Annotated in this window: 14 protein-coding genes and 2 tRNA genes; 7 read left to right on the top strand and 9 right to left on the bottom strand. The window is 27.7% G+C overall.

Annotated features, from left to right (window positions below; genetic code table 11):
* Nucleotides 1-15 precede the first annotated feature (15 nt).
* Complete coding sequence (locus DIC82_05775) at nt 16-1,731, bottom strand: methyl-accepting chemotaxis protein (GenBank protein AWK50574.1); 1,716 nt, start codon at nt 1,729-1,731, stop codon at nt 16-18.
* Nucleotides 1,732-2,356: 625 nt separating this feature from the next.
* Between DIC82_05775 and DIC82_05770 the strand changes: the two genes are divergently transcribed.
* Together DIC82_05770 and DIC82_05765 are read left to right on the top strand one after the other, a co-directional pair.
* Nucleotides 2,357-5,020 carry an ATPase gene (locus tag DIC82_05770; GenBank protein AWK50573.1) on the top strand — a complete coding sequence of 888 codons (2,664 nt, stop codon included), beginning with the start codon at nt 2,357-2,359 and terminating at the stop codon, nt 5,018-5,020.
* Between the two features lie 244 nt (nt 5,021-5,264).
* Entirely contained in the window at nt 5,265-6,314 is a 1,050-nt protein-coding gene (locus tag DIC82_05765) for a [FeFe] hydrogenase H-cluster radical SAM maturase HydE (GenBank protein AWK50572.1), read from the top strand.
* Nucleotides 6,315-6,522: 208 nt separating this feature from the next.
* Here DIC82_05765 and DIC82_05760 read toward each other — a convergent pair whose 3' ends face one another.
* On the bottom strand, nt 6,523-7,266 hold the full coding sequence (locus DIC82_05760) for a DUF3298/DUF4163 domain-containing protein (protein AWK50571.1): 744 nt from the start codon (nt 7,264-7,266) through the stop codon (nt 6,523-6,525).
* Nucleotides 7,267-7,578: 312 nt separating this feature from the next.
* Between DIC82_05760 and DIC82_05755 the strand changes: the two genes are divergently transcribed.
* Entirely contained in the window at nt 7,579-8,520 is a 942-nt protein-coding gene (locus tag DIC82_05755) for a polysaccharide deacetylase (protein ID AWK50570.1), read from the top strand.
* Nucleotides 8,521-8,534: 14 nt separating this feature from the next.
* Here DIC82_05755 and DIC82_05750 read toward each other — a convergent pair whose 3' ends face one another.
* Complete coding sequence (locus DIC82_05750) at nt 8,535-9,569, bottom strand: hypothetical protein (GenBank protein AWK50569.1); 1,035 nt, start codon at nt 9,567-9,569, stop codon at nt 8,535-8,537.
* Between the two features lie 431 nt (nt 9,570-10,000).
* Between DIC82_05750 and DIC82_05745 the strand changes: the two genes are divergently transcribed.
* Nucleotides 10,001-10,474, top strand: a complete 474-nt coding sequence (locus tag DIC82_05745) for a 2-C-methyl-D-erythritol 2,4-cyclodiphosphate synthase (protein ID AWK50568.1) — start codon at nt 10,001-10,003, stop codon at nt 10,472-10,474.
* A 175-nt stretch (nt 10,475-10,649) separates the two neighbouring features.
* On the opposite strand, the gene DIC82_05740 is transcribed toward DIC82_05745, so the two are convergent.
* Nucleotides 10,650-11,324, bottom strand: coding sequence for a hypothetical protein (locus DIC82_05740; GenBank protein ID AWK50567.1), 675 nt, complete (start codon nt 11,322-11,324; stop codon nt 10,650-10,652).
* 287 nt (nt 11,325-11,611) lie between these two features.
* Here DIC82_05740 and DIC82_05735 point away from each other — a divergent pair, with 287 nt between their 5' ends.
* The gene (locus DIC82_05735; protein ID AWK50566.1) at nt 11,612-12,016 is read left to right on the top strand and encodes an HNH endonuclease; all 405 of its coding nucleotides are present in this window, start codon (nt 11,612-11,614) and stop codon (nt 12,014-12,016) included.
* Between the two features lie 152 nt (nt 12,017-12,168).
* Here the strand turns inward: DIC82_05735 and DIC82_05730 are convergent.
* Both DIC82_05730 and DIC82_05725 read right to left on the bottom strand, forming a co-directional pair.
* A tRNA-Gly gene (locus tag DIC82_05730) sits at nt 12,169-12,243 on the bottom strand.
* A gap of 4 nt (nt 12,244-12,247) precedes the next feature.
* Nucleotides 12,248-12,332, bottom strand: a tRNA-Leu gene (locus tag DIC82_05725).
* 1,042 nt (nt 12,333-13,374) lie between these two features.
* On the opposite strand from DIC82_05725, the gene DIC82_05720 reads away from it, so the two are divergent.
* A complete protein-coding gene (locus tag DIC82_05720; protein AWK50565.1) occupies nt 13,375-15,306 on the top strand; it encodes a threonine--tRNA ligase in 1,932 nt (643 codons plus the stop codon).
* 265 nt (nt 15,307-15,571) lie between these two features.
* Here DIC82_05720 and DIC82_05715 read toward each other — a convergent pair whose 3' ends face one another.
* The gene (locus DIC82_05715; GenBank protein ID AWK50564.1) at nt 15,572-16,843 is read right to left on the bottom strand and encodes a bifunctional O-acetylhomoserine aminocarboxypropyltransferase/cysteine synthase; all 1,272 of its coding nucleotides are present in this window, start codon (nt 16,841-16,843) and stop codon (nt 15,572-15,574) included.
* Between the two features lie 201 nt (nt 16,844-17,044).
* Nucleotides 17,045-17,629, bottom strand: coding sequence for a 5-formyltetrahydrofolate cyclo-ligase (locus DIC82_05710; protein ID AWK50563.1), 585 nt, complete (start codon nt 17,627-17,629; stop codon nt 17,045-17,047).
* A 276-nt stretch (nt 17,630-17,905) separates the two neighbouring features.
* Between DIC82_05710 and DIC82_05705 the strand changes: the two genes are divergently transcribed.
* Complete coding sequence (locus tag DIC82_05705; protein ID AWK50562.1) at nt 17,906-18,523, top strand: HutD-family protein; 618 nt, start codon at nt 17,906-17,908, stop codon at nt 18,521-18,523.
* 122 nt (nt 18,524-18,645) lie between these two features.
* On the opposite strand, the gene DIC82_05700 is transcribed toward DIC82_05705, so the two are convergent.
* Complete coding sequence (locus tag DIC82_05700; GenBank protein AWK50561.1) at nt 18,646-19,068, bottom strand: hypothetical protein; 423 nt, start codon at nt 19,066-19,068, stop codon at nt 18,646-18,648.
* Nucleotides 19,069-19,275: the final 207 nt, after the last annotated feature.

Genomic DNA, 19,275 nt, shown 5'->3' with positions numbered 1-19,275 from the left:
ATCAAAAAAATATGTCTATAAAGTAAATTTTTCAATTTGATTTATAATCTCTTGCATTATAGATTTTAATTCTTCTGATGATTTTGAAACTTGAGATGCAGCCGCCTCCATTTCCTGTGATGATGCAGTAATTTCTTCCGCAGATGCTGAATTTTCTTCTGATACAGCTGATGAAGTTTCTACACTTTCTATAATATTATCTTTTCTTTTCTTAATGTCAATTATTGAATGATTCATTTCATCAACTTGTGGTACTATCTCATCTATAGATTTTACTATTTCTCTGAATGACGTTATAGTTTCACTTATTATATTAATTTGTTCTTTTAATTCTTCATTAGCAGAAGTTGTTGTTTCTTCAACTAGGTTAGTCTCTGTACTTATAACACTCAATAAATCATTTATATCCTGCGATGAACTTTTAGATTGTTCTGCTAATTTTCTAATTTCATCTGCAACAATAGAAAATCCTCTTCCAGCTTCTCCAGCCCTTGCTGCCTCAATTGCGGCATTTAGAGCAAGTAAATTAGTTTGCTCTGCTATCCCATTAATCATATTAGTTATTTCTGTTATTTTATCCACACTAAGACTTAAATCAGTAACTCTTTTTCTTGCTTCATTATAAGATGTTGCAATTTCATTCATAGAAACACCTAGATTTTTTAACTTAGTATCACTTTCATTTGCTCTATTACTAATATTTTTAGTATTTTCATCTACTTTACTTATAGATTGTGTTATTATTTCTATTTTATCTCCAAAAGAGCTTACATCATTATTTATTTTCATAAGTTGACTAGCTTGCTCACCTGATCCTTTTGCTACATCTTGAATTGCATTAGATACCTCTTCTATGGAACACTTCATTTCTTCTGACACATTTGTAAGCGAAATAGAATTATTATTAACCTGTATTGAATCATCTTTTATTTTAGAAATAGTATTTGCAATAGAACTTATAGTTTTACCTAATGCACCCTCCATTAGCCCAAATTCATTAGATAATTCATTATCAAATTCTACTGTAAAATCACCTTCTGATAAAACAGATACTTTATGTATAAATCCTTTTGTTGAATTCCTAATCATAAGTATTATTCCTATTGATATTAAAGCTAATATTACAATAGATACACCTGTTATACTTATAAACATAGCTATGTTTTTTTCATATAAACTTTTAGAATTGTTGATTTCAGTTGTTGCTTTATCCTTTTGATATTGTATAAGTGCTGTGTTTTGCTTAGCAATTTCTGTTCCATATACACCCATATCAACATTTGTTATTTTAGCATCTGGGATTATATTATTCTTTCTTTGTTCAATAATATTAGGTATGAAAGAATAATAATGTTCATATCCCTCTTTCAATGCCATAACCATTTCATGCTCTTCACTATTATTTTCTGATAAAGTAACATTTTTATTTATTATATCTGTTATATTTTTATTTAATTCTAACATTGTTTTCTCATTTGCTTCATCAAATGGTCTATCAATTATCTTAGTTAACGTATTTCTTAAAACTCCCATATTTCCGTTAACTTCTCCCCAATCACTCAAATTAGGAATTACATTCTTATACATTTCTATATTTGCATTATACATTTTAGCTGTATTTATGTATCCTAAAACCCCAATAGTGATTGTGGATAATAAAGATATAATTACTATTATTATTATGCTTTGTACAATTTTTATATTTTTTAATCTTTTAAAGTTTGTTTTCATTTTCTTTCCCCCTAAATAAATTAGATCCTTTTGCACACGTTAACAAGAATAAGTTATTAATTATATGAATATAATATTATATTCGTATAATATCCTCACTTATTTAGTCTATTTTTATCTTTTTTTGAGATACTTATGATATTCTAGGTTTATTTGTTATCTTATTAAAATCGTATCTATAAAATTAATTAATAGCTTTTAACCCTGTTTATCTAAAATGTACTTATTCTACCCTTCAGTTAAATTCATGTAAAATAAAAATTAAATCATTGACAGTTTGTCCTTTTTACAATATATTAATATTAATAGTTATTTTATGTTAAAAGGGAGTAGTTATAAATATGACATCAACAATCGCGACTATATTTATAGTCTGGTGTTATGTGCCCATGTGGCAACGAGACTTTTAATATAACTTCAAAAATTTGAAGTTATATTAAAGGTCTTTTTTGTTAATAATTATTATAAGAAGACTTTCGGCATCTTTAAACAGCTATTTTTTAGATGCCATAGGAATTTTAATTTTTTACACTCATTTTATTGGATCTATTTTGCAATTATTCAATAAGAATTTATTCAAATGTGTATAAATGTACCTTATTAAGATTTGAAAGGAAGATGTTACATGAAAAAATATTTTTGTAAAACCACAGAAGAGTCTATGAAAGACTTTGATGTGACCTTAAACGGACTGACTAGTGCAAAAGCTACCGAAATAATAAATTCTGTTGGCGAAAACATTTTAAATGAAAAGAAAAAGAAGAGTATGTTCTCTATATTTGCAGAACAGTTTAAAGATTTATTAGTAGTTATTTTAATTGTTGCTGCTATTATTTCAGCTATTACTGGTAATATGGAAAGTACTATTGTAATTATAGCTGTTATAACTATGAATGCCATTTTAGGTACTGTCCAATATGTTAAAGCCGAACAATCTCTAGCTAGTTTAAAAGCTTTATCTGCTCCTAATGCCAAAGTTATTAGAAATGGAGTTAAAATTGAAATAGCTTCAAAGGATGTTGTTCCAGGAGATATTTTAGTATTAGAAGCCGGAGACTTAGTTGTTGCTGATGGTAGGATTTTAGAAAATTATTCACTTAAGGTTAATGAAAGCTCATTAACCGGAGAATCTGAAAGTGTCGATAAATTTCCTGATGTTATTAATAAGGATGAAGTTGCTTTAGGTGATCAAAAAAATATGGTTTTCTCTAGTTCATTAGTAACTTATGGTAGAGCTACTGTCCTTGTAACTAACACTGGTATGAACACAGAACTTGGAAAAATCGCTACTCTACTCGAAGAAACAGAAGAAAAAACCACTCCACTTCAAGTTTCTATAGACGACTTTTCTAAAAAATTAGCCATTGGGATACTTGGCATATGTGTAATTGTGTTTGGATTAAGCATGTATCGAGGTACGCCTCTTTTAGATTCATTAATGTTTGCTGTAGCTCTTGCTGTTGCTGCCATTCCTGAAGCTCTTAGTTCAATAGTTACAATTGTACTTGCTATTGGAACTCAATCAATGGCTAAAGAACATGCAATCATTAAAAAGCTTAAGGCTGTTGAAGGTCTTGGCTGTGTGTCTATTATTTGTTCTGATAAAACTGGTACATTAACTCAAAACAAAATGACTGTTCAAAAGATTTTTGTTGATAATAAGTTAATTGATAGTGACGAGATAGATTTTAAAGATCCTGATTCAAACTTTCTTTTAACTAGTTCTGTACTTTGTAATGACTCTACCTCTATAGATGGCGCTGAAATCGGTGATCCAACCGAAGTTGCTTTTGTAAATTTAGGTCATAAATATTCTTTAAATGAAATTGACTGTAGAAATACTTATGAAAGACTTAGGGAAATTCCTTTTGACTCTGATAGAAAGCTTATGAGTACACTTCATGAAATAAATGGCAAGTATACAATGCTTACTAAAGGTGCTCTTGATGTCTTAATGAATAGAGTAACTTCAATTAAAACTTCCAATGGAGTAGTAGCCTTTACTGAAAAAGATAAAACTACTATAAATAATATTAATAAGGAACTTTCGTCACAAGGCTTAAGAGTTTTAGCTTTTGCTTATAAAGAACTTGATGAAAATAAAGAGCTTACATTAGAAGATGAAGATAACTATACTTTCTTAGGATTAATTTCAATGATTGATCCACCTAGAGAAGAATCTAAAGCAGCAGTTGCAGATTGTATAAAAGCTTCTATTAAACCAATTATGATTACTGGTGATCATAAGATTACAGCTTCTGCTATTGCTAAGGAAATTGGAATCTTACAAGAAGGCGATTTAGCTGTAGAAGGATTAGAACTTGATAAGATGTCCGATGATGAACTCAATTCTAAGTTAACACATATTTCAGTTTATGCTAGAGTATCACCTGAACATAAAATAAGAATCGTTAAAGCATGGCAAGATAAAGGCAAAATTGTTGCTATGACTGGAGATGGCGTTAATGATGCTCCAGCCTTAAAGCAAGCCGATATTGGTATTGCAATGGGTATAACTGGTACTGAAGTATCAAAAGATGCTGCTTCAATGATTTTAACAGATGATAATTTTGCAACTATTGTTAAATCAATTACTAATGGAAGAAATATTTATGCTAATATAAAGAACTCAATTAAATTCCTTCTTTCAGGTAATATGTCAGGAATACTTGCAGTACTGTATTCATCACTATTTGCACTTCCAGTACCATTTGCTGCAGTACATTTATTATTTATTAATTTATTAACAGATAGCTTACCAGCTATTGCAATTGGTATGGAAAAATCTAAAAAAGATGTTTTAAAAGACAAACCTAGAGATGCTAGTGAATCTATATTAACTAAAGATTTCATTCAAGATGTCAGTATTCAAGGTTTAATTATAGGAATATTTACTATGGTTTCTTATCATATTGGTTTAGCTACAGGCAATAATGGAATTGCTATGACTATGGCATTTAGTACATTATGTTTAGCTCGATTATTCCATGGATTTAACTGCCGTGGAAAAAGATCTATATTTTCACTTGGAGTTTTCAGTAATAAATTCAGCTGGATAGCTTTTATAGCAGGTGTTGTTTTAGTAAATGCAGTTTTACTTATACCATTCCTTCAAGGATTATTTGAAATAACTCCACTTAGCACTAATCAACTATTATTAATTCACTTATTTGCTTTCGTTCCAACTTTAATAATACAAATATTTAAATTAATTAGAGATGCTATTGAAGACAAAAATGAAAAATCTCAAGAAAAAAATGATCACAGAGAAAAAAATAAGGCAGCTTAAAACAAGTTATAATTTCACATAACCAGATAACTAAATTGGGGCTATATCAAGCTAACTAATAATTACTTTGATATAGCCTTTTTACTTTAGTTACTTTTTATAACTGTTTATCTCCATTATACAATTATATATATATTTATTTGATTTCGCTTATTAATTAGAACTATTATATTGTTATGTTTTTAAATTCTATAGTATACTAATAACAGTTAATTATTAATTTTATTTTGACTTAGGAGGCGCTATGAATAAACTTATTGAAAAAGCTAAAGTTACTCATAATTTAGATAAAGAAGAAATATTAGAATTATTACAAAATGATAATATAAATGAAGAACTTTTTAAGGCAGCAGATGAAATTCGTCAAACGTATCTAGGTGACTATGTTCATTTAAGAGGATTAATTGAATTTACAAACATATGTAAAAGAAATTGCATGTATTGTGGATTAAGAAGAGATAATAAAAATATTGAAAGATACAGACTAACACAAGAAGAAATCTTAGATTTTGCAAAAAAAGCAGTTAGTTATGGTTATAAAACTATTGTTCTTCAAGGTGGTGAAGATGATTACTTTACTAAAGAGAGAATGACTAATATAGTAAAAGAAATAAAAAAATTAGGTGTTGCCTTGACCTTAAGTTTAGGTGAAAAGACTTATGATGAGTATAAATCATTTAAAGAAGCTGGTGCTGATAGATATTTAATACGTATTGAAACTACAGATAAAAAACTCTATGAAGATATGGATCCCAATATGAGTTTCGAAGAAAGATTGAATTGTTTAAAAAATTTAAGTGATTTAGGATATGAAGTTGGAAGTGGTATTCTTGTTGGTCTTCCAAATCAGACTTTGGAATCTATTGCTAATGATATATTATTCTTTAAAAAAATAAATGCAGATATGATAGGCATAGGTCCATTTATACCTAATGAGGATACTCCTTTAAAAGATGCACAAGGTGGAAATCTTACTTTATCCTTAAAAGTTATGGCTTTAACACGTTTGATACTTCCTGATATAAATATTCCTGCAACAACTGCAATGGAATCTTTAACTCCAAATGGGAGAATAATTGCACTTCAAAGTGGTGCTAATGTTGTAATGCCTAATGTAACTGAAGGTGAATATAGAAAGCTTTATGCTCTATATCCAGGCAAAATATGCACAGGTGATACACCAGCTCATTGTAGAAGTTGTATAACAGGCAAAGTAACTGGAATTGGAAGAGTTATTTCGGACAGCTACGGATTTAGAGGAAATAAAAATACCAATGCTCATGACAAAAGCTAAGAAATTAATATAAAATATTATATATATTAGAAAGATGTCTCAACATATCAAAACTAATTTTAGAGACATCTTTTTCTTTTGCTTCATTTTTTTTAAATTTATGTTCGTTTCTTCATACACCATAGTAAATCCTCTAAGATAGATTCCAAACTCATATTTATGTAAATCTTTTTTACAGCATTTATTATTTCTTGCTTCCTATTCTTTATTATTCTTTTAAGCTTTTATAGTAAATATAATTTTCATCAAATGATTTTAGTGGAATTTTAAATTCAGGAATCCCAAATACATAAGGTGCTATATCATATAATTGATAATAAATCACAAGATTATCACCTTCTATATAGAAACTTTGAGTTTCGCTAATACCCTTAAATTCATTTCCTGAATCAAAATAATTCTCAGGATTCTTGCTAATGTCTTCTTTTATCTTTTTATTAATTATATCACTATACTTATATCCTTTAACGAATAACTCCTTTAGAGTTATTATACTTTCTTTTTCTTTATCTATTGTATAAGAAGTCCTTGTTGTCATTCCATGGGCTCCTCCTAAATACTCGTAATAATCATTATATAAACTTAAAAGTATGTTATTATCTTCAGCTATTGTATATCTTGAATGAATTTCATATGGAAATATTGGCTTTTCTTGTCCTGCTCCTGCAAAATATTCTTTTGAGATTTTTTCCGCGTCTTCTATTTTGGGTAAAATGTCTTTATTAATTACACTATTTATCAATTTTATCGCTTTTTCGTCATTTCCATCTACTAGTTGTGGTATTTTTATGTCTTCTTTTAAATAATCTAAGTTTTTAATTATAGACTTTTCCCCAATTTTAAATTTATTTTCACTTTGTATTTTACAACTTATACACAATTGTTGTGGATAAGCTGTACATAACATGGAACCTATGATTATTACGCCTGTTATATTGGCTATAAGAGTCATTTTAACACCTCTTTAATTTATACTTTTTATGACTTCATTCATTATATATCCACAAAATTAATATGTAATATTATGTATGTTAACATATTTATAACAGGTTATCCACAGGTGCCTGTGTATAATGTTAATAAGTTGTCCTCTGCTTATATTATGCTATACTTTTAATAATATTATTCTAATTTCATATTGAAATAACTGAATAAAATTGATTAAATTTTATTTAAAGTTTGAGCGATTTTATTATAATTTAGGATATAATGATAATAGAATAGTTTCTTAAATTCCAATGTAAGGAGGTCAATTAATAGATCTATGTCTAGAAATAATAATTCAAAAAGATATTCTTTAATAAAAAGTATTTCTCAAAATAAAAACATTTTAACTTTTCTTATTGTTATCTTCATTCTTATATTAAGTGTCTACATTATATACAATAATATTTATCCAAAAAATACTGCAACAACTAATGATGATACGAGAAAACAACTCATTATAGAAAACGATTCCAAAAATCAAGAATATATCAATAATGATAAAAATATACTTCAAGATATTCGAGCTTTTGGTGAAGTTACTTTAATCAATGATAATAGAGGTGTACCAGTATTATATTATCATTCTGTTAAAGAATCTGCCGATAATGAAGTGACAATAACTCCTGAAAATCTTAAAACCCAACTTAAGTACATAAAAGATGAAGGTTATATAACATTGACTTTAAATGAACTTAAGGAATATTTATTAAACAACTCTCCTATTCCAAATAAAAGTATAGTTATTACTTTCGATGATGGATATATGGATAATTACTATAACGCTTTCCCTATATTAAAAGATTTCAATATGGTAGCGACTATATTTTGCATAACATCTGCGTTAGATGGTAATTATTATTTATCAAAAGAGGCTATAAATGAAATGAGCAGTTATGGCATAGATATTCAAAGTCATACTGTCAATCATCCTAATCTTGATAAAATGACTTATGATGAGCAACTTACTGAATTAAAAGAATCCAAGAAATCCTTAGAATCAATGACAGGTAAAAAAGTTTATTCAATTGCCTATCCTTTTGGAGATTTTAATGATAATAGTATACAAGCAGCGAAAGATGCTGGTTATATCTTAGGATTTACAACTCAAAGAGGTCTTTCAGATAGAGGCGATAATTCCCTTAAACTTGATAGGATTTATATCAGCTCTAAATATGATATGAATACATTTAAAGAAATTTTAAATAAAACAGAAAAATAACTCTCTATTGAGAGTTATTTTTCTGTTTTATCTTCTTCATCTTGTGTTAAATATTGTGGTAACTTTTGTTGATTACCTGAATTATTTATAACTATAGGTATATTATTTTCAGATATAATTTTATTGGTTTTAGTAAGTAAACCATATTTTATCGCTTGTCCATTTATTGTCACCAAAGTTTTTTTGCTTAAATCCAACATTTCATTATTTAATGCATATTTAAATATTTCAGCCATAGCCTCATCAATATCTTTATTCAAAATATCAACATTATCAATAAGTTTCTGTCCTTTATCAGTAGGTGAATATGCATATATAACTTTATTAAATTTATTAATATTAATTTTTATATTTGAAGTTGTTTCAATAACAACTATACTTTGAGTTCTTCTGTATTCAATAATAATTCCACTTCCGATTAATATGAGTATAAATAACAAAATAGAAATATGTATTCTATAGTTTCTTAGAGTTTTCTTTTTTCTCCCCTCTGAAAGTTCCCCAATACTTGCTTTACTATCAGTTTTTATTTTCATAAATTCGCCTTTAGAAGTTACTATATAAGCAGATTTTTTTAATGATCTTATTACTAAACCCTTATACAAATCCTGCTTCTTATTTGAAATGCCGATTACATTATTATCTTCTCTTAATTTTATTCTAAAATATTCTTGTATAAGTCTATAATCAGGATTTGTTAATATTATATAATAAGCTATAATATAATCTCTACATTTTTCTATCTGTTCAGATTTAATCTTAGTTAACTTACTTAGCTTTGATATGGGTAAATCTTTTTTTCGAATTATTGTTTTAAGTAAATCATCATTATCAGTTATGTAATAAGCTATGTTTAAAGCTATATTTCTATCATTTTCTTTAAGTGAAAAGTTTACTAAGTCTTTAAGTAAAACACTATACATGTTTAATTCATTCAAAAATAAAGCTATTTGTTTATTTCTATTGTATTCTGCTGAATCTCCTATTAATAACATTGATGGGAGTGAAGCAAATACATATTTATCTTTATTAAAGCTCAAATTTTCCATATAATTAACACCTCTTTAAAAGATTAACTCTTTATATAACTTATTCATACTATGTTATTATAGCATATAAATCTACTTATCCATAAACCTTTATACACTTGATTTGAAATCAATATTTTGGAGATTATTTATGAAAAGTAAAATTATTTATGTAGACTTTATAAAAAAACGTAGAATAACATTTATACATTTCATTATAAACAAATTTATTTCTTTATTTTTTGTTAAATTTAACATTAAGACAATGCCATCTAAAAATATATATATTAATAAAAACAGACGTGTTTCTAATTAGCATACTGACTTGTTTTTTTATATAACCAACCATTATAATATATATGTTGTAATTCACAATGTATAGTTCGCATTGTGAATTACAATATATATGTTAAAATATATATTATATTAAAACATTTAAACGAGGTGACTATATGAGAGTTGGATTAGGATATGATGTACATAGATTAGTTGAAAACAGAAAGTTAATTTTAGGTGGAGTTGAAATTCCATATGATAAAGGATTACTAGGTCATTCTGATGCAGACGTACTTCTTCATGCTATAATGGATTCCCTACTAGGAGCATGTGCACTGGGGGACATTGGCAGGCACTTTCCAGATACGGATAATACCTTTAAGGGGATATCTAGTATTGCATTACTTCAAGAGACTGGCAAACTAGTTTTTAAAGCTGGATATTTAATAAATAATATAGATGCTACAATAATAGCTCAAAAGCCTAAAATGTTACCACATATAGAAAATATGAGAGAAAACATATCAGCAGCTCTTGCTATAGATATTAATAAGATAAATATTAAAGCTACTACTGAAGAGGGACTTGGTTTTACTGGTGAAATGCTTGGAATTTCATCCCAAAGCATAGCTTCTGTTGAAAACATTTAATTTTACGCAACATAAAACTTATGATACATTAAGATAGAAGAGATATTTATTATAATTCACTAAGTAACTAAATAAATACCTCTTCTATTATTTTTATTAAAAGGTTTTCATTGTAAAGCTTATCGTTTTCTAATATTTAACGCTTATATACAAAATGTTTGTCGCTTAACTTTTTTTAATATACTTCACTTAATTTTTTCAGCAAAACTTTTCTAAATATTTGACCTTTTCTTGAATCTTTTACTGCAACCTTGCAAATTTCTCTCCATTCACCTATTGTCATACCTATTCTATTTTCTAGTTCTTCTTCTGTACCCGTTAATAGAGTAGATGAAATCACAAACTCTCCCAATTCTTCTGGAGTCTTAAAAAATTTTATATATATAAATTCTTTATTATCACCCATCCATCTTCTATTAAAATTTATAACAAATTTTCTTAATTCTCTTTCAATTTTATCAACAGGCATTTCCCATAATCTGCTTAGAAGTTCATACTCTCTTTTCATATCAATGCAAGTTTCTTTACTTATTTTCTTCAGTTTTTCTCCTTCATCAGCTATTTTATCAACTGTTAACTGTGGAATCTTAGTGACTAGTTTTTCCTGTCCATATATCCATTTATAAAAGGCTTCTTGTAGAAATGAATACTGAATATATCCCAGTAGACTCCTTATATTAGGAAAGTATCCCCATAAATTATTTATTCCATTTTTATTTGAAAACATAAGTGTATGAAAATAAATACTGTTTTCATTAGGTGGTTTTTGCGTAAACATATGTCCTCTTATTGTTTTATTTTCGTTGATAAAGATTTCCCAATAATTAATTGAATTATAATTTTCCCTCAATTCACTCACCTTCCCAGTTAATATTTTATAAAATATAATATATCAATGTTATCCCTTATCTTTTATCATAGTATAAAGAATACTACATTCTATTTTTTAGTTTCCTATATTTGTTATTTGAAATTTGTTTGTCTCTATTTATATTATACTCCATTTAGTTTCTTTTTTGTTAAATTATACTATATTCTATATATTAAAATTGATATTTCTTATTGATTACTTTATAATATTACATGTCAAGTAATTTCATATGTAATATGAGATAAATTCTAAGGAGGATTAAAATATTGTCTTTATGTGAAATATGTAATGCCGAAGCTGATATACATCATATTGTTCACAGAAGTGAAGGTGGCTTTGATATAGAGTTAAATTATAAATATTTGTGTTCATCACATCATAGAGGAAAATACGGACCCCATCAATCCAAAGAAGTCGATCTTCGATATAAGTTAGATCTTCAAAATAAATTATTTGATATATTAAAAAAGGATTATTACTCTTTTAAAGAATTAACATTAGAATTGAATATTCCTAAAAACACACTTAAGAGAATAACTAAAAATTTAAAACTTTATAAAGAAGGTTATAAAAAATCAGATATGATTTTTAAAATAATGGGTGAGAAATTCTACTCAGAAGAAATGATTGTTAATTTGACTTTAGATAAATTAATTAAAAGCATTGAGTAATTCCTATTATTAAATTTACTATTTATTAGAAAAAAGAACTTCTATTTCTTAGAAAGTTCTTTTTTCTTTGATTACCAAAGCAAATTCCGAGTTGTAAAGTTGAGTAAAAAAATTAATGCATACTTTATATTATGCATTAATTAAATATATTATGGAGCGAAAGACGGGATTCGAACCCGCAGCGTCCACCTTGGGAAGGTGGCACTCTACCGTTGAGTCACTTTCGCATATTGGTGCAGATGAAGGGAGTCGAACCCTTACACCGAAAAGCGCTAGATCCTAAGTCTAGTGCGTCTGCCAATTCCGCCACATCTGCATATTAATATTATATATCTTTTGAATTAATTAAATCAAGAGACTTTCTTCCAAAATAAAAAATATTTTGAATTATAATCTTTATCTTACATAATATTCTATACATAAAAATTTCTTGACTCTTCCTCTAATATTAAATCCAAATTTCTTATATACTGATTTTCTTCTTTTTTTTATATCCACAATTTTCTGTACTAAATTTGATTCTTCTAAAGGCTCATTCTTTATATCTAAACCTTCTATTTATTGTAAATCTTCTCCCTGTAATGATTTCAATTCTATAGTTTGTACATCTGTTTCTACTTTATTTTCAAAGTCTTCTTTTTCTATTCTAAACTGTTTTACTTTTTCTATAAGTTCATCTGATTTATATGATAATATATCTAAACTATGGTTTAACTCTTCTCCAAGTTTTGCAAGCTTTAATGTAAATAACTTGGCATATATTTCTATTCAGCTTTATTATAATGCATTTTAATAAAATTCCTATTAAGATTTAATTAATGTCTTGTTAACATAGCATTAGAATTATGTGAATATTAGAAATATATTCCTTTTAAAAATATCTATTTACAATTTTTTTCTGTTAATTTGTTGACATAGAAAATTTCAATGATTATAATAATAAATATTAATATAATAATAATAAATATTAATATAATAATAATAATACGTTGATGAGGACAGTAAGCTAAAATCTTATTTTTCAGAGATAGAATATGCTGGTGTGATTATTCTTAAATAAATTTAGACTGAAAACCACCTCTGAGTGGCTTTAATGAAGCCCGTCATTATCACGTTACGATAAATTTAAGTGACCTATTTTTTTAAATTATTTAAAATAGTCTTTTATATTACTATATTTTAGTATTTAGACTTTTTTAATTAATCTATTTTTAGGTAATTAGAGTGGAACCACGAATATTACTTCGTCTCTATATTTTTAGAGACGGAGTTTTTTTATTTTAATTACATAGTGATTTTTTCCAAATCAATTAACTGTTAATTGTTAACTAAATAAAGTATTGAGAGGAGTTTTAAAAATGATAAAAATAACTTTAAATGATGGTTCAGTTAAAGAATTCGAAGCTGGATTATCAGTTTATGAAATTGCTAAATCAATTAGTGAGGGCTTAGCTAGAAATGCTTGTTGCGGTATAGTTAATGGTAAAGTCTGTGACCTGCGACGTGAAATTAATGAAGATGTGTCTTTAAGCATATGTACATTTGATTCTCAAGAAGGTAAGAATGCGTTAAGACATAGTATATCTCATGTTTTAGCTTATGCCGTAAAGAGATTATTCCCTGAGACAAAATTAGCTATAGGACCTTCTATTGCTACTGGCTTTTATTATGACTTTGATAAAGATGTTGCTTTCACAGCTTCAGATCTTGAAAAACTTGAAGCAGAAATGCAAAAAATAATCAAAGAAAATCCTGAAATTTCAAGATTTGAACTTTCAAGAAATGAAGCTTTAGAACTAATGAAAGATGAACCTTACAAAGTAGAATTAATCAACGATCTTCCTGAGAATGAAATACTTTCATTCTACAAGCTTGGAGACTTTACTGATTTATGTGCTGGTCCTCACCTTATATCATTAAAGCCAGTTAAAGCAATCAAGCTTATTAGAAGTGCTGGTGCTTACTGGAAAGGTGACGAAAAGAACAAAATGCTTACTAGAATCTACGGTACTGCATTCTTAAAGAAAGCAGACTTAGATGCATTCTTAGAAGCTTTAGAAGAAGCCAAAAAGAGAGATCATAATAAGCTTGGTAGAGAATTAAAGCTATTTACAACTGACGAAAATATAGGTCAAGGACTTCCTTTACTAATGCCAAAAGGAGCAAAAATAGTTCAACTTCTTCAAAGATGGGTTGAAGATGAAGAAGAAAAAAGAGGATATGTTTTAACTAAAACTCCATTAATGGCTAAGAGCGACTTATATAAGATTTCTGGTCACTGGGATCACTATAAAGATGGTATGTTTGTATTAGGTGATGAAGAAAAAGACGATGAAGTTTTTGCTTTAAGACCAATGACTTGTCCATTCCAATACACTATATATAATGCTGAACAACATAGTTATAGAGATCTTCCTATAAGATACGGTGAAACTTCTACTCTATTTAGAAATGAAGCATCAGGAGAAATGCATGGTCTTATAAGAGTTAGACAATTCACTTTAGCTGATGGTCATTTAATTGTTACACCTGAACAATTAGAAGATGAATTTAAAGGTGTTCTTGAATTAATTCAATATCTTATGACTACTTTAGGTATTGCAGATAAAATAACTTATAGATTCTCTAAATGGGATCCAAATAATACTGAAAAATATATTAATGATCCTGAATCATGGGATAGAATTCAAGGTATAATGAAAACTATTTTAGATCATTTAGGAGTTAGCTATGTTGAAGCTAATGATGAAGCTGCATTCTATGGGCCAAAGCTTGATTTACAGTTTAAAAATGTTCATGGTAAAGAAGATACATTATTCACAGTTCAAATTGACTTTGCTTTAGCTGAAAGATTTGATATGAGCTATATAGATAAAGATGGAGAAAAGAAACGTCCATATATAATTCACAGATCCTCAATTGGTTGCTATGAAAGAACATTAGCAATGCTTATAGAAGAATATGCAGGTGCATTCCCTACTTGGCTTGCTCCAGTTCAAGCAAAAGTATTACCAATTTCTGATAAGTACAATGATTACGCTGATTCAGTTGTAAAATCATTAAAAAATAAAGGAATTAGAGTTGAAGCGGATTACAGAGCTGAAAAGATCGGTTATAAGATTAGAGAAGCAAGACTTGAAAGAACTCCTTATATCCTAGTTGTTGGCGAAAAAGAAGCTGCTAGCAATGAAGTTTCTGTAAGAAGCAGAAAAAATGATGATGAAGGTGCTATGAATTTAGATGCATTCATCGAAAGAATCGTAACAGAAATAGCCAACAGAGAACTTTAATTCAGTTATGAGTTAAGAGTTAAGAGTTAAAGGATGATAGACCAAGGAGAAAGTTAGAATGACAAAATGTAAAATTTTGATTCTCACTTTTCCTTCGGAATATCTTAAGTATATAATTTTATGATTCTTAAAGATTGAGTCCTTTGTTGTAAAATATAACTATTAGCAAAATATTAAGCTGCGGAAACCAATTAAGTTGATTTTCCGCAGCTTATGCTTTTATATATTATTTCATAAAAGCCAGCAGGCTTTTCATTCTCAATTGTTAATTATTAATTGATTCAAGTGCTTGTTTAACATCTTCTATAATATCTTCAACATTTTCAATTCCTACTGATAACCTTATAAGACCAGGTGTTATACCTGCTGCTACAAGTTGACTATCTGTAAGTTGACGATGTGTTGAACTTGCTGGATGAAGTACACATGTACGAATATCTGCAACATGAACTACATTTTCTGCTAATTTCAAACCATCCATAAATTTAATTGCATTTTCACGATTTCCTTTGATAGAAAATGAAATTACTCCACTACATCCATCTGGTAGATATCTTTTAGCAAGATCATTATATTTATTTCCTTCAAGTGTTGGATAGTTTACAAATTCTACTTTATCGCTTTCATTTAAAAAGTGTGCTACTTTTTCTGCATTTCTACAATGCTTTTCTAACCTAACTGGAAGACTTTCAAGTCCTAAATTTAAAAGAAATGCAGCATTTGCAGTTGGATATGCTCCTAAATCTCTCATTAGTTGAACTCTAGCTTTAGCTATATATGCTGCTTTGCCAAACTGTTTAGTATATACTATACCATGATATGACTCATCTGGTTCAGTAAATTCTGGAAACTTACCATTTGTCCAATCGAAGTTTCCACTATCAACAATTACCCCACCTAACTGTACTGCATGTCCATCCATGTATTTACTAGTAGAATGAATTACTATATCTGCGCCAAATTCTATAGGTCTACAAAGAATAGGTGTTGCAAATGTATTATCAATAATAAGTGGAACATTATTTTTATGTGCTATATTGGCAAACTTTTCTATATCTAATATTGTAATTGCAGGATTAGCAATAGTTTCTCCAAATACTACCTTAGTATTTGATTTAAATGCTTTTTGTATTTCTTCTTCTGATGCCTCAGCATCAACAAATGTACATTCTATACCAAACCTTTTAAGTGTTACTGCAAAAAGATTTATTGTCCCTCCATATATAGTAGCTGCACTTACAATATGATCTCCAGCACTTAATATATTTAATATACTTATAAATGAAGCTGCTTGACCTGAAGTTGTACAAAGAGCTCCTACCCCACCTTCTAGTGCTGCTATTTTAGCCTCAACAGCGCCAACTGTTGGATTTGATATACGTGAATACATATGTCCATCAGAAGTTAAGTCAAATAACTTTCCTATTTCTTCTGTAGAATCATATCTGTAAGTTGTACTTTGATATATTGGTAATGCTACTGGCTCCCCATTCTTTGGTTTATAACCTTCATGCAAACATTTTGTTTCAATTTTCATAATATAATAGCCCTCCTAAATAAAAAAATTAATTTAATTATATACTAAAATTTTCTTTAGTTATATATATCTTTCATATAAAAATAGGTATCTTTCATAACATTAAGTTAATAGTTCTTGGTTGTGCCTAAAAGTTCCTAATTGCGCTTCACACTCTTTTCATAATTGATTACTTTTTTCAGCAGTGTGTGCCTTTTTTTATCAGTGTATATATTCCTTTTCAGTTATAATATAGTTAACCGGTACATCTTTCTCATTCATTGGTATCTTCTCTAATATTTGAAAATCATAAGCTAATGCTAATTTGGGAACTCTTTTTATTCTATCATCACTAATTCTCTTAAAATATCTATCGTAAAAACCTGCTCCATAACCTATTCTCCCACCATTTCTATCGAAAGCTACTCCTGGAACTACAATTAAATCAAGTTCATTAGGCTCAATATGTGGTTCTTCCATTGATGGCTCTAATATTCCATATTCACTTTCTACTAAATTATCTAATGATGTAATTTCTACTGCATCCATAAATCTAGTTTTAAATTCTGTTCTTGGAACATAAATTTTTTTATTGTCCTTTAAAGCCTTATTTATTATGCCTCTGGTATTTATTTCTGAATCATAGGATATATAAATGAATATATTTTTTGCTTCTTTATAATATTTATTTTCATAAAATTCATCTAATATCTTTTGGTCCATTTTTTCTTTTTCAACACTATCTATATTTTTACGTTTTGTTAGAATTTCTTTTCTTAAGTTTTTTTTATCATTAAAAATTGCCATAACATCACCTCATATAATTATATTTAGTATTTAATTTCAGTTTCAACAACTTTCTAACTTGCACTTATAATATTAAACCTTTATGCTTTGCATATCCTTTAATCTAGCTATAAATCATAATTTTACTTATTTAACTTTATTATATCTATACATTTATCTAAGTAATAAGTTTCTTTCACTTGCCTTAACTTCCCTTGATTATATACATTCTGTTTAATATAATGAATATATTGCATATAGAATAAAATATATACTAGATAAAAGGGGTGCTAATTTATGAACTATAGCGTTGAATTAATAAAGCAAGAAGATTACAAACCAACATTTTGGTCTGGAGGTATGGCTACAGAATTAATAACATACCCATTAAATTCTGATTATGCAAGTAGAAATTTTTTATGGAGATTAGGAGTTGCTAAAATTGATATATTACAATCCACTTTTAGTAATCTTCCAAATGTATCAAGAAAACTTATGGTTATTGATGGACAAATCACTCTTAACCATGAAGATAAGTATGCAAAATTGCTTAATCCCTTTGAACAAGATAGTTTTGAAGGCGATTGGAAAACTAAAACTTATGGCAGTGCCTCTGTTTTCAATTTGATGACAAAAGAAAACTACCACGGTGAATTAATTTATTTAAATATTAGTCCTAAAAAGCAATTTAATTTTAAATATGAAACTTCATTAAATAAAGATTTAGTAGCAATTTGCTTTTATGTTGTACATGGTAGTTTTAAAACTACTATAAATAACAAAGTCTTTGAAGTTAATCATAATGATTTATTATTAATCAATTGTATAAATCTAAATCTTGTATATGAATTTATGTTTTCCAGTAATTCATTAGAAAATACTAACATAGTAGAAGGTATAATTTATCGTTCATAATCTATAATTAATGAAAGTTATAGGCACATTAAGTAAATGATGTGATGTATATTTCCAATGTGCCCTATCTCAAATTATTCCTTTTAATTTGAAATAACCCCTTTGTATTTTACATTTGTAAATTATAAAGTAAACTCTTCAATTTTTATCTTATGTTTCTTGAAAGCTACCTCTTTTTTTATATCATAATTATCTTGATCTATAGTAATTCTATAAATATCCGGACAACCTTCTTCTCTCCACTTTTTCATATATTTCGCCGTAGCATATATTTCTGTATAGTAATTTTGATCATAGCAATCTGAAAATTCTAAATAAGATAATATACTTTTCTTATCTAATATTAGATTTTTCTTATCTATATTATTGCATATGGGAATAAAAAATCTTAAAGGAACTTCATAATTATACATAGATTTTCCTTTAAGCTTTTTTGATTCCATAAGTGCTCTCTTAAATAAAACATTTCCTTTATAGCTATCATCAATTTTTAATTTGAATATTATTTTTCTACTTTTGTTTTCTTCTAATTTTATTTTAATCATTTGCTCACCATCTGTCTAAATTTTTATATATGTGTTAACTTAGCATTTTTTTATATTTGTACTTTATTTGCCTTTTTATCCGATAGCTAGCATCCGCAATACGCCCTCTTCTTCAAGTGTGAGATAACGGCTGCACGCTCCTGGACATTGTGACCCTTGAGGTTATAAGTTCAACTAAATTCAGCTGGAGTATAAAAACTCCACCTG

It is taken from the genome of Clostridium beijerinckii, assembly GCA_003129525.1.
Taxonomy (GTDB): domain Bacteria; phylum Bacillota; class Clostridia; order Clostridiales; family Clostridiaceae; genus Clostridium; species Clostridium beijerinckii_D.
This window is presented reverse-complemented; position numbering and strand designations above follow the sequence as displayed.

Bases quoted from the DNA above. Each gene is read 5' to 3' on its own strand.
- DIC82_05775 (AWK50574.1), bottom strand. From the start codon at position 1,731: ATGAAAACAAACTTTAAAAGATTAAAAAATATAAAAATTGTACAAAGC.
- DIC82_05770 (AWK50573.1), top strand. From the start codon at position 2,357: ATGAAAAAATATTTTTGTAAAACCACAGAAGAGTCTATGAAAGACTTT.
- DIC82_05765 (AWK50572.1), top strand. From the start codon at position 5,265: ATGAATAAACTTATTGAAAAAGCTAAAGTTACTCATAATTTAGATAAA.
- DIC82_05760 (AWK50571.1), bottom strand. From the start codon at position 7,266: ATGACTCTTATAGCCAATATAACAGGCGTAATAATCATAGGTTCCATG.
- DIC82_05755 (AWK50570.1), top strand. From the start codon at position 7,579: ATGTCTAGAAATAATAATTCAAAAAGATATTCTTTAATAAAAAGTATT.
- DIC82_05750 (AWK50569.1), bottom strand. From the start codon at position 9,569: ATGGAAAATTTGAGCTTTAATAAAGATAAATATGTATTTGCTTCACTC.
- DIC82_05745 (AWK50568.1), top strand. From the start codon at position 10,001: ATGAGAGTTGGATTAGGATATGATGTACATAGATTAGTTGAAAACAGA.
- DIC82_05720 (AWK50565.1), top strand. From the start codon at position 13,375: ATGATAAAAATAACTTTAAATGATGGTTCAGTTAAAGAATTCGAAGCT.
- DIC82_05715 (AWK50564.1), bottom strand. From the start codon at position 16,843: ATGAAAATTGAAACAAAATGTTTGCATGAAGGTTATAAACCAAAGAAT.
- DIC82_05710 (AWK50563.1), bottom strand. From the start codon at position 17,629: ATGGCAATTTTTAATGATAAAAAAAACTTAAGAAAAGAAATTCTAACA.
- DIC82_05705 (AWK50562.1), top strand. From the start codon at position 17,906: ATGAACTATAGCGTTGAATTAATAAAGCAAGAAGATTACAAACCAACA.
- DIC82_05700 (AWK50561.1), bottom strand. From the start codon at position 19,068: ATGATTAAAATAAAATTAGAAGAAAACAAAAGTAGAAAAATAATATTC.